The organism is Rhodococcus sp. JCM 9793 (genome assembly GCF_055380405.1).
Window position 1 is genome coordinate 2625139 of sequence record NZ_AP043721.1, and the last position, 14333, is coordinate 2639471.

Sequence of the window (14333 nt, forward strand, 5' to 3'; positions counted from 1 at the left end):
ATCTGCTTGGCAACAAGCAAGAAGACCTTCCAGCACCAGTCGCACGGTTACGATCCTCGATTCGTCGAGGAGCTGTGCGATGCACCCCCGGTTCGGAGGCCGGGGCCCCACTGTGTTTGTCACTACACAGTTTCTTACGCAGGGGACGGGCTGGGAGCAGACCTCCGCACACCGAATAGGAATGCCACATGGCACGTCTCTCAGGTGTTGATCTTCCCCGCGAGAAGCGGATGGAGATCGCACTCACATACATCTACGGCATCGGCCGTACCCGCTCGAAGGCGATCCTCGAAGCGACCGGAGTCAACCCGGATCTGCGCAGCAAGGACCTGACCGACGAGGACCTCACCAAGCTCCGCGAGTGCATCGAGGATGGCTACAAGGTCGAGGGTGACCTCCGTCGCGAGGTCCAGGCGGATATCCGTCGCAAGATCGAGATCGGCTGCTACCAGGGCCTGCGACACCGTCGTGGTCTGCCCGTGCGTGGACAGCGCACCAAGACCAACGCTCGCACCCGTAAGGGTCCGAAGCGCACCGTCGCAGGAAAGAAGAAGTAATGCCTCCCAAGTCACGCACTGCCGGTCCGAAGAAGACCCAGAAGACACGGCGCAGGGACAAGAAGAACGTTCCGCACGGCGCCGCTCACATCAAGAGCACCTTCAACAACACCATCGTTTCGATCACGGATCCCCAGGGCAACGTGATCTCTTGGGCGTCCTCGGGCCACGTCGGCTTCAAGGGCTCGCGCAAGTCGACCCCGTTCGCCGCGCAGCTCGCCGCCGAGAGCGCTGCCCGCAAGGCGCAGGAGCACGGCGTCAAGAAGGTCGACGTCTTCGTCAAGGGCCCGGGTTCGGGCCGCGAGACCGCGATCCGTTCGCTCCAGGCCGCCGGCCTCGAGGTCGGAACGATCTCGGACGTGACCCCTCAGCCGCACAACGGCTGCCGCCCGCCCAAGCGTCGTCGCGTTTAATAACGGGAAAGGAAAAGGTTCTAAGTCATGGCACGTTATACCGGTCCCGTTACACGTAAGTCGCGTCGTCTCCGCGTCGACCTGGTCGGAGGCGACCAGGCATTCGAGCGTCGCCCCTACCCGCCCGGCCAGCACGGCCGCGCGCGGATCAAGGAGAGCGAATACCTGCTCCAGTTGCAGGAGAAGCAGAAGGCCCGTTTCTCCTACGGCATCATGGAGAAGCAGTTCCGTCGCTACTACGAGGAAGCGGCAAGCCGCCCGGGTAAGACCGGCGAGGTCCTGCTGACCATCCTCGAGTCGCGCCTGGACAACGTCGTCTACCGTGCCGGCCTCGCGCGCACCCGCCGTCAGGCCCGCCAGCTGGTGTCCCACGGACACTTCCTGGTCAACGGCAAGAAGGTCGACATCCCGAGCTACCGCGTCTCCCAGTACGACATCATCGATGTCCGCGAGAAGTCGCTGAGCACGCTGCCGTTCCAGATCGCGCGTGAGACCCAGGGTGATCGCCCGGTCTCGGCGTGGTTGCAGGTCGTCGGCCCGCGTCTGCGGGTGCTGGTACACCAGCTCCCCGAGCGCGCGCAGATCGAGATCCCGCTGCAGGAACAGCTCATCGTCGAGTACTACTCGAAGTAAGAGCGCTTCGTGCTCTGTCATCAGAGCACATCGTGCGTGGTGTCCTCCTGCTCTATTGGGGCGCTGCCCTGCTGGGGCGGGGAGGACACCACACCACCACTAGGGCGTCAAATAGCGGACGCCCACAAGGAGGCAACTCATGCTCATCTCGCAGCGACCCACGCTGACCGAAGAGGTCCTCGCCGACGATCGATCGAAGTTCGTCATCGAGCCGCTCGAGCCCGGCTTCGGCTACACGCTCGGAAACTCGCTTCGTCGCACCCTGCTCTCCTCGATCCCCGGTGCCGCCGTCACCAGCATTCGTATCGACGGCGTGCTCCACGAGTTCACCACGGTTCCGGGTGTGAAGGAAGATGTCACCGACATCATCCTGAACCTCAAGGGCCTCGTGGTCAGCTCGGAAGAGGATGAGCCGGTCACCATGTACGTCCGCAAGCAGGGCCCGGGCGTCGTCACCGCAGCGGACATCGTTCCGCCGGCCGGTGTCGAGATCCACAACCCGGATCTGCACATCGCCACCCTGAACGACAAGGGCAAGCTGGAGGTCGAGCTCGTCGTAGAGCGCGGCCGCGGCTACGTCCCCGCCGTCCAGAACAAGGCATCCGGTGCCGAGATCGGCCGCATCCCGGTCGACTCGATCTACTCGCCGGTGCTCAAGGTGACGTACAAGGTGGAGGCCACCCGTGTCGAGCAGCGCACCGACTTCGATCGGTTGATCCTCGACGTGGAGACCAAGAACTCGATCGCCGCACGCGATGCACTCGCGTCGGCGGGCAAGACTCTTGTCGAGCTCTTCGGTCTGGCTCGTGAGCTGAACGTCGAAGCAGAAGGCATCGAGATCGGTCCCTCGCCTGCCGAGGCCGACCACATCGCCTCCTTCGGACTTCCGATCGAGGACCTGGACCTGACGGTCCGGTCCTACAACTGCCTCAAGCGCGAGGGTGTTCACACCGTCGGTGAGCTGGTGGCACGCACGGAATCCGACCTGCTCGACATCCGCAACTTCGGTCAGAAGTCCATCGATGAGGTCAAGGTCAAGCTGCATTCGCTCGGCTTGTCGCTGAAGGACAGCCCCGCGTCCTTCGACCCCAGCAGCGTTGCCGGCTACGACGCCGCGACCGGTACCTGGAGCGACACCGACGCCGGGTTCGGCGAAACCGACGGCAACGAGGACTACGCCGAGACCGAGCAGCTGTAGCAGCTCACGGTCCGTTACTAGGAGAAAATCATGCCCAAGCCCAAGAAGGGCGCCCGCTTCGGCGGGTCGGCCTCGCACCAGAAGGCGATCTTCGCCAACCTGGCCACCGCGCTCTTCGAGCACGGCCGCATCACCACCACCGAGGCCAAGGCCAAGGCCTTGCGCCCGTACGCCGAGAAGCTCGTCACGCACGCAAAGACCGGCACGCTGGCTTCGCGTCGTGAGGTGCTGAAGGTCATCCGCAACAAGGACGTCGTGCACGCCCTGTTCGCGGAGATCGGTCCCTCCTTCGAGGACCGTAACGGCGGCTACACGCGCATCATCAAGACGATGCCGCGCAAGGGTGACAACGCGCCCATGGCGGTCATCGAGCTCGTGCGCGAGAAGACCGTCTCCTCCGAGGCCGACCGCGCTCGTCGCGTCGCGGCGTCGCAGGCTGCACCGGCTGCCGAGGAGAACGTGGTGGAGGCCGTCGAGGCCGACGCCACCGCCTCCGAGGTCGAGAACGCCGATGCTGTCGTCGAGGCGATCGAGGACACCACCGCAACGGCCGCTGACGCGACCGAGGCGGACGAGGCCAAGAAGGACTAGTCCACTTGGTTTCGGCATCTGCTGAATCGAACGAGCCCGCCGTCCCTGTTCAGGGCGGCGGGCTCGTCGCTTCGGGCACAGCAACCGGTGATCGAACACCCGGTGATCGGACTCGGCTCCGGCTCGATATCTCCTACGACGGCACCGATTTCTCCGGGTGGGCCCGCCAGCCCGGCCGCCGCACGGTGTGCGGCGAGATCGAGGGGAAGCTGTCGGCCATAGTTCGGGAGCCCGTGCTCCTCACCGTGGCAGGTCGCACCGATGCCGGGGTGCACGCCTCGGGTCAGGTCGCGCACGTCGACGTGCCGACCGAGTCGCTTCCGGACGATCCGTCGCGCTGGGTCCGTCGTCTCGCACGGTTTCTCCCACGGGATGTCCGGGTGACCGGAATCTCGGTGGCGCCGGAGCACTTCGATGCGCGTTTCTCCGCGGTCCGCCGTCATTACGAGTACCGCGTGACAACGGCCGTGCACGGGGCCGATCCGCTGCGTGCCCGGGACACTGTTGCTTGGCCGAAGACCGTCGATCTCGGCGCAATGCAGCGGGCCTCCCGATCCTTGTTGGGACTCCACGACTTCGCCGCCTTCTGCAAGCGGCGCGAGGGCGCGACGACGGTTCGCGAACTCCAGCGCTACGACTGGACCAGTTCCGGCGACATCCTCACCGCGCATGTGAGTGCCGACGCGTTCTGTTGGTCGATGGTCCGCAGTCTCGTCGGCGCGGCGCTTGCCGTGGGGGAGGGTCGCCGGTCGGGCGAATGGATGACCGCTCTGCTCGACGAGCGCGAACGGGCTGCATCCGTGGCAGTGGCGCCGGCCCACGGCCTCTCACTCGTCCGTGTCGACTACCCTGCCGAGGAAGATCTCGCCGCTCGGAACCGGGCGACGCGAGAGACACGCGGGCCGATCGAGCGCGGGTGCTGCGGTTGACGAAGAGGAGCACGAAGTTGATCGGACGACGGTCTGCGTTCATGGCGGCGATTGCGGTCACTGCGGTTGCTGTGACAGGCGGTCTCCACCCGGGTATCGGTCGGGCCGACGAGGCGCCGGCCGCCGTCGCCGACGAGGCGGAATCCGGTGCGGCGACACTGGAACTCGTGGACCGGCATTCCGACCGCGACTGGTCGTTGTTCGTCCGTTCCGAGGCGATGGGTCGTACGATCGAACTCCGGGTGATCCGTCCCGCTGACTCGACCGAACCGCGCCCCGTGCTGTATCTGCTCAACGGCGCAGGTGGGGGTGTCGACGAGGCCACATGGCGTGAACAGACCGATACCGTCGACTTCTTCGATGACAAGAATGTCAACGTCGTGACGCCGATCGGCGGTGCGTTCAGCTACTACACCGACTGGCTTGCCGACGACCCGGAACTGGGTCGCAACAAGTGGACGACGTTCCTCACCGAGGAAGCTCCTCCGATAGTCGACGCCGCGCTCGGCGCGACCGGGCGCAACGCGATCGCGGGTGTGTCGATGTCGGCGACATCTGCACTCGCGCTCGCCGAGCATGCGCCGGATCTGTACGACGCCGTGGCGTCGTACAGCGGTTGCGCCGAGACCTCGACGGATGTGGGTGCCCGCTATGTCGAGATGGTCGTCGGGCTCGGGGGCGGTGACGTGGAGAACATGTGGGGTCCGGTCGGCGGTCCGTACTGGATGCAACAGGACGTGATCCGCAATGCCGAGAGACTGCGCGGAACGACGGTGTTCGTGTCGTCGAGCGGGGGGCTGCCCGGCACGCACGAGGCTCGCGCGTGGGAGGAACACGGACCTGCCGTGATACCTGATGTAGCGCTGCTCGGGGTGATCGAGACCGCGGTGAGTGGATGCACAGACCGGCTCCGTGCCGAGCTGGACGCACTCGGAATCGAGGCAACCTATTCGACGCGTATCGAAGGCACTCACACGTGGGGATACTGGGAAGACGCGCTCCACGAATCCTGGCCGCTGTTGTCGGAGTCCATCGGCGCCTGACACGGTTGTGGCGGGCCGGGGGGTGAACGATCAGGGGACAGTGGCGTGCCACCGCCTCCGTCGCCGGAAGCGGTGGCACGCGCGAGTGTCAGAGCAGGATGCCCAGGCCCGCGAGAAGGGCGAACAGGGTGGCACCGAGTGAACCGAGAATCATATTTCCTCCAGCAGGTTGACGATCTTCGACTCCGGTCGAAGTCGAAGTGACTGCTGTGACTTTCACAGGGGGAGAAAGGCGCAGCAGTCATCTGTCACATCGGCATCAGAAGCCTCTGCGTTAACACCCCGTCCGATGTCCCTGCGCACGGACCGGAGATGTCAATCCGGGGCGCACCCCACTTCATCTCCTCGGCCGAGGCTGCAGCCGAGGTCAGCCGGCCAGCGACCGTGCGATCACCAGTCGCTGGATCTGGTTCGTGCCTTCGAAGATCTGGGTGATCTTCGCGTCGCGCATGAACCGCTCGACGGGGAAATCGCGGGTGTACCCGTATCCACCGAGGACCTGCACTGCATCGGTGGTGACCTTCATGGCGGCATCCGTGGCGACCAGTTTCGCGACCGAGGCCTGACGCGAATAGGCGAGGCCCGCGTCCTTGCGGCGGGCAGCATCGATGTAGGTGGCGCGGGCGGAATCGACAGCGGCAGCCATGTCGGCCAGGACGAATCCGAGGCCCTGATGGTCGATGATCGCCTTGCCGAAGGCCTTGCGTTCCTTGGCGTATGCGGTTGCTTCGTCGAGCGCGGCCTGAGCGAGTCCGGTTGCGACAGCAGCGATGCCGAGACGTCCGGAGTCGAGGGCGCTGAACGCGATGGGAAGACCTTGACCTTCGGAGCCGATGCGGCGGTCGGCGGGTACGAAGGCATCGTCGTAATGGGCCGAGGTGGTGGGGATCGCATGTAGGCCCATCTTCTCCTCGGGCCTCCCGAAGCCGAGGCCCTCGGTGCCCTTGGGCACGAGGAAGCACGAGATGCCCTTGCTTCCTGTGTCGGAGGTCCGGGCGAACAGGGTGTAGAAATCGGCCTTGCCGCCGTTGGTGATCCACGCCTTCGAGCCGTTGATCCGGTATCCGCCCTCGACGGCCTGTGCCCGGCAGGTCAGGGCCGCCGCGTCGGAGCCGGCCTGAGGCTCGGACAGGCTGTAGGCGCCGATCGTCTCGCCGCCCAGCATGTCGGGTAGCCACGCGTTCTTCTGCTCATCGGTGCCGTGTGTCGCGAGGGCGAAGCACGACAGGCCGTGCACGCTCACCGCGACCGCGACCGCTGCCCAGCGTGCGCCGAGCTCCTCGAGGACCTGCAGGTACACCTCGTACGGCTGGTTTCCGCCACCGAACTCTTCGGGGTAGGGGAGGCTGAGCAGCCCTGCGGCGCCGAGTGCGGGGAACACGCCTTCCGGGAAGGTCTCGCTACGTTCGTGTTCGACGACGCGAGGTGCGAGCACTTTGTCGGCGACGTCGCGAGTGAGGTCGATCAGATCGTGGGCCTCGGGGGTGGGCAGTAGACGCTCGACGGGCACGGCAGAACTCCTCGAAGAAGACGGACTCACAAACAGTACTGCGAGCGATACTGCAGTACCGTTGCTGGTATGGCAAGAGTAGCGGCACGACGCACCACGGCAAGACAGGCGCAGCTGTTCGATCAGCTTGTCGCGCTGTTTCTGGACGAAGGATTCGCGCACTTCACGCTCGACGACATCGCAGCCCGGCTGCGGTGTTCGAAATCGACCCTCTACGCCCTCGCCGAGAACAAGGACCGGCTCGTCCAGGCCGTCACCGTGCATTTCTTTCGCGGCGCGACCGAGCGCGTAGAAGCCGATGTCGCGGATGCCACAGGAGCTGAGACGCGGATCCGCACCTACCTCGAATCCGTAGGCAGGCAACTCGAACCCGCCTCGGTCCGCTTCATGGAGGACATCGCCGCGACACCCGTCGCACGGGAGGTGTACGAGCGCAACACGCGCCTCGCCGCAGACCGGGTCCGGGCGTTGATCTCGGACGGTGTCGCCGCCGGTGAACTGCGCGACGTGCACGCGGCGTTCGTCGCCGACGTCGTCGCGGCCGTCATGGTCCGCATCCAGCAGCGACAGGTCGCTCGGCAGACCGGCCTCGACGATGCGCAGGCATACCGTGAGCTCGCCGCCCTCCTCACGCACGGCCTGACGTCCTGACGCACCCTACGATCGGGTGATGAACGAGAAGCCGATCCGACTCGGGATCATCGTGGCGAGCGTGCGGGAGGGGCGGGTCGCGCCGGTCGTCGCACAATGGTTCATCGAAACGGCTCGTCGCCGCTCGGTGTCCGGCGACGCGGAATTCGCTGTCGATATCATCGACCTGGCCGAAACCCCGCTGCCTCAGGAACTGTCGGGAGGGCGCGACGTCGACGTCTTCGCCCGGCGGATCGCCGAGGCGGAGGCATTCGTCGTGGTCACCTCCGAGTACAACCACGGCTATCCCGCTGCGCTCAAGACCGCGATCGACAGCGTCAAACACGAATGGCGCGCCAAGCCCGTGGGATTCGTCTCCTACGGCGGGCTGTCCGGTGGCCTGCGCGCGGTGGAGCAACTCCGGCAGGTGGTCGTGGAGGTCCACATGGTCCCGGTGCGGGAATCGGTGAGCTTCCACCGCGTCAAACACGCCTTCGCCGCCGACGGCACCACGCGTGACGGTGCGGCAATCGACTCGGCCCAACGCATGCTGGGCCAACTCGGCTGGTGGGCAACCACGATTCGGGCGGGAGGTGACATCGCGCCGTACCCGGGCTGAGACGCTGGTCAGCGCGCCGGTACCGCTTCCACGACACGGGGTCGCCCGATGTGCGCAGACTCGGCTTCGATGGTGACCAGGGTCAGCGTCATCCGCTTCCCGCGCGTCGTGAGCACGACCCGCTCGCCGGATCCGTTCGGCTGTTCGATGGCGACGGTGGGATGTTCGCGGGGCCACTGATCGGGATGTGCATGTACGTGGATGGCGCCGGTGTGAGGCCTGCCTGTCGGCCGGACCCCGTCGAAGACGACGGTGTCGAACTCGCGGTCGCCGGGTTGCTCGCCGGCGATCCTCAGCCGATCCGGTGACGCAGCACCGTTGAGAAGCGACCGCCAGGCATCGGCGCGGTCGGTGTGGATCACCACGCGCGCACCGATCGCCACAGCACGGAACACGATCTGCTGTGCGAGATACAACTCGCCCGCGACGTGGACCGAGCGCACCCCCGGCCCGGTGAGGCGCACCGCGATCGCCCGACCCGACTCGTCCGAGCCGATCAGCTGACCGCAGCCCGTGACGGGCAGAGCCAATCCGTCGAGGTCGTCGCGGTTCGCGTTGCGTAGATCGGTGATGCCCTCGAGTCCGTTCGTCGCGTAGGGCAGACATGCGAGCAGCGCCTCACGCTCGCGGCCGTGGACAGTGCGAGCACCGGAGGTGACCGGGCCATCGGGGGTGCGTGTCGCGTACCGGACGAGACCTCCGACGCGCGTCGCACCGAAGGATCCCGGACGGATCCGCACCGTCACCGTCGACGACAGCGACGGGTGCGTCCAGATGTGGGTCAGCGTGCTCGCGTCGAGTCGCCGCGGGTCGAGCACGCCCCCGGTGCTGAATCCGATGGGGAGGCGCACGTGACGCCAGGAGCGTTCTGCCACCAGCGGGTCTGCGCCGTGAGTCACCCGGAGTGCGGCAGATCGGATCTCCGGGGCCGTCAAGATTCTTGCCGCGCAACCGGAATCACCGAGCGTTCGCACGACTCGCCGCGCCGCAGCAGTGACCGTGCGGGTCGCGCCTTCGGTGCCGCCTCCGCGCCGGTCGACGGCATCGCGACACGTCGATGCGTCGAGACGTAACGCGAGCCACACCGTGCGCGTGGCAGCGGCCGGCAGGGGCCCGATGAGTTGCGCATAGACCTGACCGGCCGGGGTCGCGTCGAGCACCCGCCGACCGTGGACGACGACATCGATCGCGTCCAGCGTCACGTCGTGTCGGCGCAGGCAGTCGGACAGCGCGCCCACAGGCAGGGTCTGAGACGAGTCGGCACGATCTCGCCCCAGCCGCGTGATGACCCCGGCGGGAGCGAGCACCTCGACAACCGCAGTCACGCATGTGCCGTCCCACCGCAAACCGACAGGACGACCGGTCGGCCGTGCTGTATCCCGGATCTCCGCAGGGCCGTGTACGCGCGGAAACGTGTGCCGCAGCAGCGTCGTCGCTGTATCGACGGCGTCGCGGCCGCGGATCCGGATGAGCACGAGTGCAGCGGTCGTGGCCGCTGCGGTCGGTGCCACCCACGCGGGTGCCCCTGTCGCAGCCGCCGTGATCCAGACCGAGATCGCGGCGCACTGGGCCAGGACGAGCCGTGAGACGACGCGGGGCCGTTCGTGCACGACGGATCTTCCACGCACGACCTCGGACACAGTTCGATACACGGCACTCCCCCCGACACCGATCGGGCGTGGCCTGTGGGTGCCCGCCCGAACTTCCCAACGGGCAACTGTACTGTGTTGCGGCAGTGAGCGTGCCGCACGGGGGAGGACATATGGCATCGCAGCCCACCACTCGATGGCAGGTGAGCGGTTACCGATTTCTGATGAGACGGATGGAGCATGCGCTCGTCCGTCGCGACGTCCGCATGATCCACGACCCGATGAGGTCGCAGTCGCGGTCGCTCATGGTGGGGATGGTGGTCGCCTGCCTCGTCCTTGCAGGGTGCGCCGCCTTGGCCCTGTTCCGGCCACAGGACAAGATCGGCAACGCGAAACTCGTGGTGGGCAGGGATTCCGGAGCGCTCTATGTCGCTATCGACGGAACATTTCATCCCGCCATGAATCTTGCGTCCGCGCGACTCGTGCTCGATGACCCTGCGGAACCGGCCGTCGTGGCCGACGAGGAGCTCGAGAACCGACCGAGGGGCCCGCTCGTCGGTATCCCCGGCGCTCCATCGTCCCTCGCGTACGTCGACCACGACATGTCGTGGACGGTGTGCGACACGGTCGATGCAGGCGGGCGGCAGTTCGTCACGACCGCGGTGTCGGCCGGCATGCCCGAGTATGCCGGTGTCGGTGGACCGCTCGACGACGACGAAGCGCTTCTGATGACCTTCGACGGTGAGTACCACTTGGCCTACGGAGGCGGACGTGCCGAGATCGACCCGCGGGATCGCGCCCTGACACGGGTCCTGGGTATCGACGTCGGATCGGCCAGACCCGTCGGTACAGGTCTGCTCGCGGCGCTGCCCGAACTGCCGAAGCTCGCCGCGCCCGTGATCCCGGACGCAGGGAGCGCACCGCGAGTGCCGGTCGGCGATGTCCGTGTCGGATCCGTCGTCGGACTCGCGGAACCGGGCGGCCAGCGCTACTACGTCGTATTGAACGATGGCGTGCAGGAGGTGTCGACCGCGACCGCGCAGATCATCCACGCCTCGGATTCACAAGGAGTCGCCGAGATTCCGATCGTGCCCCCCGACACCCTCAAGGATGCGCCGACGGTACATCACCTCGCGGTCGACACGTTCCCGACGGTGGTACCCACGATCGTCGACCCCGTGGAGCGACCTGTCGGATGCCTGACCTGGGAGCCGGAGGACGGCCCCGACGATCAGCCACGATCGGAACTGGTGCTGTCGGCGGGCACTGTCCTGCCGATCGCCGCGGACGCGATCCCGGTCGGCCCGGCACAGGCCGACGGTCCGGGACCGAACGTGGACCTCGTGCACATTCCGCCGGGGCGAGGCACATTCGTGCAGACCACGTCGATCGTCCCCGACAGTGAACGTCGGGGAGCGCTGTTCTACATCGCGGACACCGGTGTCCGGTACGGCATTGCCGATGCCGAGGCCGCCACGGCACTCGGGCTCGAAGGAGAGTCGGCGCGGGCGCCGTGGCAGATCGTCGACCTGCTCGCGCCGGGCCCTTCGCTCGGGCGCGCCGAGGCGCTACTCGCTCACGACGGCGTCGCCCCGGACCCTCGACCAGCACCGCTCGGAACAGGCGAATGAGAGTTGCGTGCATGTTCCCGCCGGCGCGCACGCTCCCGAAAGGGTAGGGCCGCAAGTAGGGCGAGGGCGAGAACGCCGGCGACCGCGGCACCGGCGACCCACGCGATGTGTCGCGGTGTCGGGTCCGGGGGATCGACCGGCGAGGGACCGGCGATCGCCCTCGGGGCCGCCGGGATGTCTCGTTCGGTGGGCAGCGGTGCGGTGACCGCGGCCAACGGATCGACGACGCCGTGCCCGACCCGGGGATTCCAGCCTTCCGCGGGGGCATGAGCGGTCGATTCGATGCGTTCCATCACGGCGCGCGCGTCGAGTTGAGGGTGGCGAGCTCTCACCAACGCGACTGTTGCCGAGACCAGAGGTGCCGAGAAACTCGTTCCGGAGAGCGGTACCGGCCCCTGTGCGCTGATCTGTGCGTCGATGAGACCGGAGGAGAACGGGTCGAGGGAGACGATGCCGCTCCCGGGCGCCGCGACATCCACCCACGGTCCGGGAACGCTCTCGCCGGACGGTGTGCCGTCTGCTTCGACCCAGCCGACTGTGAGCACATAGTCGTCGTACCAGGCAGGGGAGGCGATCGTTGTGATCGAATCCCACGGATCTGCGTGCGGATCGAGTGGATTCGCAGCCGGAGGATTCAACGCCTGGCACACATCCCGGTTTCCTGCCGCCGCGACCACGACCGCGTCTTCGACGTCGGTGGCGTACTGGACTGCCGCGCCGAGCGGCCCGTCGTCGATCCCGTCGCTCGCGAGCGTGCACGCGACCTCGGAGATGTTGATGACAGTGGCTCCGAGATCCGCGGCACGACGCACCGCAGATGCCAGCGTGCGCACATCCCCGTAACCGGGGGAGTTCTGCGCCGCCTCCTCCTCTCCGGCGGAGCGGTCGGAGTAGTTGCGGCTGGATTGACGGATGGCGATCACTTCGACGTCGGGTGCACCGCCGGCGAATCCCGAACCTTCCACCGGTTGCGCCGCGATCAGGCCGGCGACGAGTGTTCCGTGCGCGTCGCAGTCGACCGTGCCGTCGTCGCTCGCCACGTAGTCGCCGCCCGGGGTGATGCGGGGGAGTCGTGGATGCCGGTTCACCCCGGTGTCGATCACAGCGACGACCTGACCGGCGCCCCGCGTCAGCGGCCACACCCGCTCGAAGTCCATGAGCCGTTGCGCGTACGGCCGTTGCGGGCTGTCGGCGACGGGCTGACCCTGAGTGCACGTGTTCCGCTGCTCGGTCGGTTCCAGCGCCGCGGGTTCGTCTCCGGCGGGCAGCAGTCCGCTGTCTGGGACCGGGGGAGCCGCAGACGCCGAACCCACAGCTCCGACGGTGGAGAGAGTGACGATCAGGGTGACGACGAGTGAGGCGGGGCCGAGTCGTCGACGAGGCGTCACAGTCCACGGACCGCCGAGTAGAGACCGGCGACCCAGCATGCCAGCGGCACGATAGTGGCGATGACCGCGTACTCGGTGAGCTCACTGATCCGGCGCTGCACCGGCGTGAAGGTGCGGCGCGGCATGAAGACCCCGAAGATCAGGGCACCGGCGAACACTACGACTGTGACCCCGAAGAGTGCTTGCGGAGCAACGGTTCCGGAGAGAGCAGCGCCGACGACCAGGCCCAGGATGAGGACCCCGCCACCGACGATCATCGGAGCCGCCTGTTCGGCCCCGATGTACGTGCGACCCCGGAACATCAAGACGATTCCCGTCGCCACGGCCAACGCGACCCCGGGCCACGAGACACCCGCATCCGGCACCGGCCACGCCGCGTACCACGCACCTGCCGTGGCGAGTACGACCACCGCGTACACCCACCCCGTCAGATGAGCTCGGGCACGCGCGGTCTTGGCCTCGAGTTCCTCGAACGTGGGCGGCGGGTTCTCGTCGTCCGGATCGGGAACCACGGGGTCCAGGGAAGTTCCGGGCGCGGGAACCGGAGGAAGGGGAAGTCGAGCGAGGAGCGTGGCCGCGCGAGCGGCGAATGTCACGAGCAGCAGCGCGGTCGCGACGACCCCGGCCCCGAGCGCCTGAACCGGTACGTCGGTGGCGGTGCCGACGATCAGGGCAGTCGTGGCTACCGCCGAGATCGTCGGGATCGCGGTGAATGTTGCGAGCCCGACCGTCGTGACGCTCACCGTGACCGCACCGACCGCGCCGGTCAGGACAGTGGCCAACAGCAGGTGTGGTGCACCGAAGTCGCCGGGCACCAGAAGCATTCCGGTGACGAAGGACGCGGGGACCGCGCACACCGCGAGCAGTAAACCGATCGGCCGGTCGAGGTAGACGCGTGCGATGACGGCGGCCGCGGTCACGAGCAGCAGCGTCAGCACTGCAGTAGCGATCCCCGCGACCACCCGCTCGCCGCCGGAAGGTGGCAGCAGGAGCAACGAGCCGCACCCGATCGTGATCGCAGCCGCTGCGATCGCAGCACCGACCATGGCCGCGGTGCGATCGGACCAGCGGTGCAACCGGTCGCGGCCCGCAACCGCCACGTTGTACATCACGTCGTCGAACAACGGTGGCGACGACGGTGCGGAAGATTCCTCGAGGAGGAGCACCTCACCATCGCGGATTCCGAGCTCGTCGAGACTCAACGCGCCTGCGAGCGGAGCCTGGCCGATCCGGGCGAGGGTCCATGCTTCCGGCTCGACTCGCTCCGGCGTGACGTCGAATTCGTTGTCGGGGCGGTGAGCGGCCACGAGGTCGACGATTCCCGCGAGCAGTAGGGCAACCGGAACACCCAGTGGCAGAGCGAGATCGACCTCGGAGTGTTTGGTGAGCACTGTGATCCGGCACAGTTCCGGTGCTGCTATCGCACCGGGTACGTTCGGGCTCGTGGATGCAGCCGTCATGGAATTGTTCCCCCCGTCGTTCGAGCGCCGGTCCGGCGACTGAACGTGGCGCGGACCTTTCGACGACGCAGACCTTACGACATCGAAGTGGAAGTGCCGACGGTATCGCCGCGGATGTAACTGTCGCGACGGTGCGCTACTC

At 67.1% G+C, this 14333-nt stretch carries 14 protein-coding genes; 10 read left to right on the forward strand and 4 right to left on the reverse strand.

Features of this window, described 5'->3' with window-relative positions:
* Positions 1-188: 188 nt before the first annotated feature.
* The 7 genes from rpsM (at position 189) to ACZ46K_RS14190 (ending at position 5364) form a co-directional block, all read left to right on the forward strand.
* Positions 189-557 (forward strand): 30S ribosomal protein S13, encoded by a 369-nt coding sequence (gene rpsM / locus ACZ46K_RS14160; RefSeq protein ID WP_054805964.1) that lies wholly within the window; start codon positions 189-191, stop codon positions 555-557.
* Positions 557-970 (forward strand): 30S ribosomal protein S11, encoded by a 414-nt coding sequence (rpsK, locus tag ACZ46K_RS14165; RefSeq protein WP_054805965.1) that lies wholly within the window; start codon positions 557-559, stop codon positions 968-970. Before rpsM ends, rpsK begins: the two co-directional genes overlap by 1 nt.
* A 27-nt stretch (positions 971-997) precedes the next feature.
* Positions 998-1603: a 30S ribosomal protein S4 gene (gene rpsD / locus ACZ46K_RS14170; protein ID WP_054805966.1), complete on the forward strand. Its 606-nt coding sequence runs from the start codon at positions 998-1000 to the stop codon at positions 1601-1603.
* Between the two features lie 139 nt (positions 1604-1742).
* A complete protein-coding gene (locus ACZ46K_RS14175; RefSeq protein WP_464748824.1) occupies positions 1743-2801 on the forward strand; it encodes a DNA-directed RNA polymerase subunit alpha in 1059 nt (352 codons plus the stop codon).
* A 30-nt stretch (positions 2802-2831) separates the two neighbouring features.
* Positions 2832-3392, forward strand: coding sequence for a 50S ribosomal protein L17 (rplQ, locus tag ACZ46K_RS14180; protein WP_054805967.1), 561 nt, complete (start codon positions 2832-2834; stop codon positions 3390-3392).
* A gap of 5 nt (positions 3393-3397) precedes the next feature.
* Positions 3398-4321: a tRNA pseudouridine(38-40) synthase TruA gene (gene truA / locus ACZ46K_RS14185; protein WP_464748826.1), complete on the forward strand. Its 924-nt coding sequence runs from the start codon at positions 3398-3400 to the stop codon at positions 4319-4321.
* Between the two features lie 41 nt (positions 4322-4362).
* Complete coding sequence (locus ACZ46K_RS14190) at positions 4363-5364, forward strand: alpha/beta hydrolase (RefSeq protein WP_054809907.1); 1002 nt, start codon at positions 4363-4365, stop codon at positions 5362-5364.
* A gap of 367 nt (positions 5365-5731) precedes the next feature.
* On the opposite strand, the gene ACZ46K_RS14195 is transcribed toward ACZ46K_RS14190, so the two are convergent.
* Entirely contained in the window at positions 5732-6874 is a 1143-nt protein-coding gene (locus ACZ46K_RS14195) for an acyl-CoA dehydrogenase family protein (RefSeq protein ID WP_464748828.1), read from the reverse strand.
* 69 nt (positions 6875-6943) lie between these two features.
* On the opposite strand from ACZ46K_RS14195, the gene ACZ46K_RS14200 reads away from it, so the two are divergent.
* Both ACZ46K_RS14200 and ACZ46K_RS14205 read left to right on the forward strand, forming a co-directional pair.
* Positions 6944-7525: a TetR/AcrR family transcriptional regulator gene (locus ACZ46K_RS14200; RefSeq protein ID WP_464748830.1), complete on the forward strand. Its 582-nt coding sequence runs from the start codon at positions 6944-6946 to the stop codon at positions 7523-7525.
* A 19-nt stretch (positions 7526-7544) separates the two neighbouring features.
* Positions 7545-8123, forward strand: a complete 579-nt coding sequence (locus tag ACZ46K_RS14205) for an NADPH-dependent FMN reductase (RefSeq protein ID WP_464748832.1) — start codon at positions 7545-7547, stop codon at positions 8121-8123.
* Positions 8124-8131: 8 nt separating this feature from the next.
* Here ACZ46K_RS14205 and eccE read toward each other — a convergent pair whose 3' ends face one another.
* Positions 8132-9733, reverse strand: coding sequence for a type VII secretion protein EccE (gene eccE, locus ACZ46K_RS14210; protein WP_464748834.1), 1602 nt, complete (start codon positions 9731-9733; stop codon positions 8132-8134).
* Between the two features lie 152 nt (positions 9734-9885).
* On the opposite strand from eccE, the gene eccB reads away from it, so the two are divergent.
* Entirely contained in the window at positions 9886-11343 is a 1458-nt protein-coding gene (gene eccB / locus ACZ46K_RS14215; protein ID WP_464748836.1) for a type VII secretion protein EccB, read from the forward strand.
* On the opposite strand, the gene mycP is transcribed toward eccB, so the two are convergent.
* Together mycP and eccD are read right to left on the reverse strand one after the other, a co-directional pair.
* Positions 11289-12770 (reverse strand): type VII secretion-associated serine protease mycosin, encoded by a 1482-nt coding sequence (mycP, locus tag ACZ46K_RS14220; RefSeq protein ID WP_464748838.1) that lies wholly within the window; start codon positions 12768-12770, stop codon positions 11289-11291. The genes eccB and mycP overlap by 55 nt on opposite strands.
* Positions 12728-14191 carry a type VII secretion integral membrane protein EccD gene (gene eccD / locus ACZ46K_RS14225; protein WP_464748840.1) on the reverse strand — a complete coding sequence of 488 codons (1464 nt, stop codon included), beginning with the start codon at positions 14189-14191 and terminating at the stop codon, positions 12728-12730. The genes mycP and eccD overlap by 43 nt, the downstream gene beginning before the upstream one ends.
* Positions 14192-14333 lie beyond the last annotated feature (142 nt).

What these genes read in the sequence shown, in the direction of transcription:
- ACZ46K_RS14200 (WP_464748830.1), top strand. Translation starts at nt 6,944, where the DNA reads ATGGCAAGAGTAGCGGCACGACGCACCACGGCAAGACAGGCGCAGCTG.
- eccB (WP_464748836.1), top strand. Translation starts at nt 9,886, where the DNA reads ATGGCATCGCAGCCCACCACTCGATGGCAGGTGAGCGGTTACCGATTT.
- rpsD (WP_054805966.1), top strand. Translation starts at nt 998, where the DNA reads ATGGCACGTTATACCGGTCCCGTTACACGTAAGTCGCGTCGTCTCCGC.
- ACZ46K_RS14175 (WP_464748824.1), top strand. Translation starts at nt 1,743, where the DNA reads ATGCTCATCTCGCAGCGACCCACGCTGACCGAAGAGGTCCTCGCCGAC.
- ACZ46K_RS14205 (WP_464748832.1), top strand. Translation starts at nt 7,545, where the DNA reads ATGAACGAGAAGCCGATCCGACTCGGGATCATCGTGGCGAGCGTGCGG.
- rplQ (WP_054805967.1), top strand. Translation starts at nt 2,832, where the DNA reads ATGCCCAAGCCCAAGAAGGGCGCCCGCTTCGGCGGGTCGGCCTCGCAC.
- mycP (WP_464748838.1), bottom strand. Translation starts at nt 12,770, where the DNA reads ATGCTGGGTCGCCGGTCTCTACTCGGCGGTCCGTGGACTGTGACGCCT.
- eccD (WP_464748840.1), bottom strand. Translation starts at nt 14,191, where the DNA reads ATGACGGCTGCATCCACGAGCCCGAACGTACCCGGTGCGATAGCAGCA.
- rpsK (WP_054805965.1), top strand. Translation starts at nt 557, where the DNA reads ATGCCTCCCAAGTCACGCACTGCCGGTCCGAAGAAGACCCAGAAGACA.
- ACZ46K_RS14190 (WP_054809907.1), top strand. Translation starts at nt 4,363, where the DNA reads ATGGCGGCGATTGCGGTCACTGCGGTTGCTGTGACAGGCGGTCTCCAC.
- rpsM (WP_054805964.1), top strand. Translation starts at nt 189, where the DNA reads ATGGCACGTCTCTCAGGTGTTGATCTTCCCCGCGAGAAGCGGATGGAG.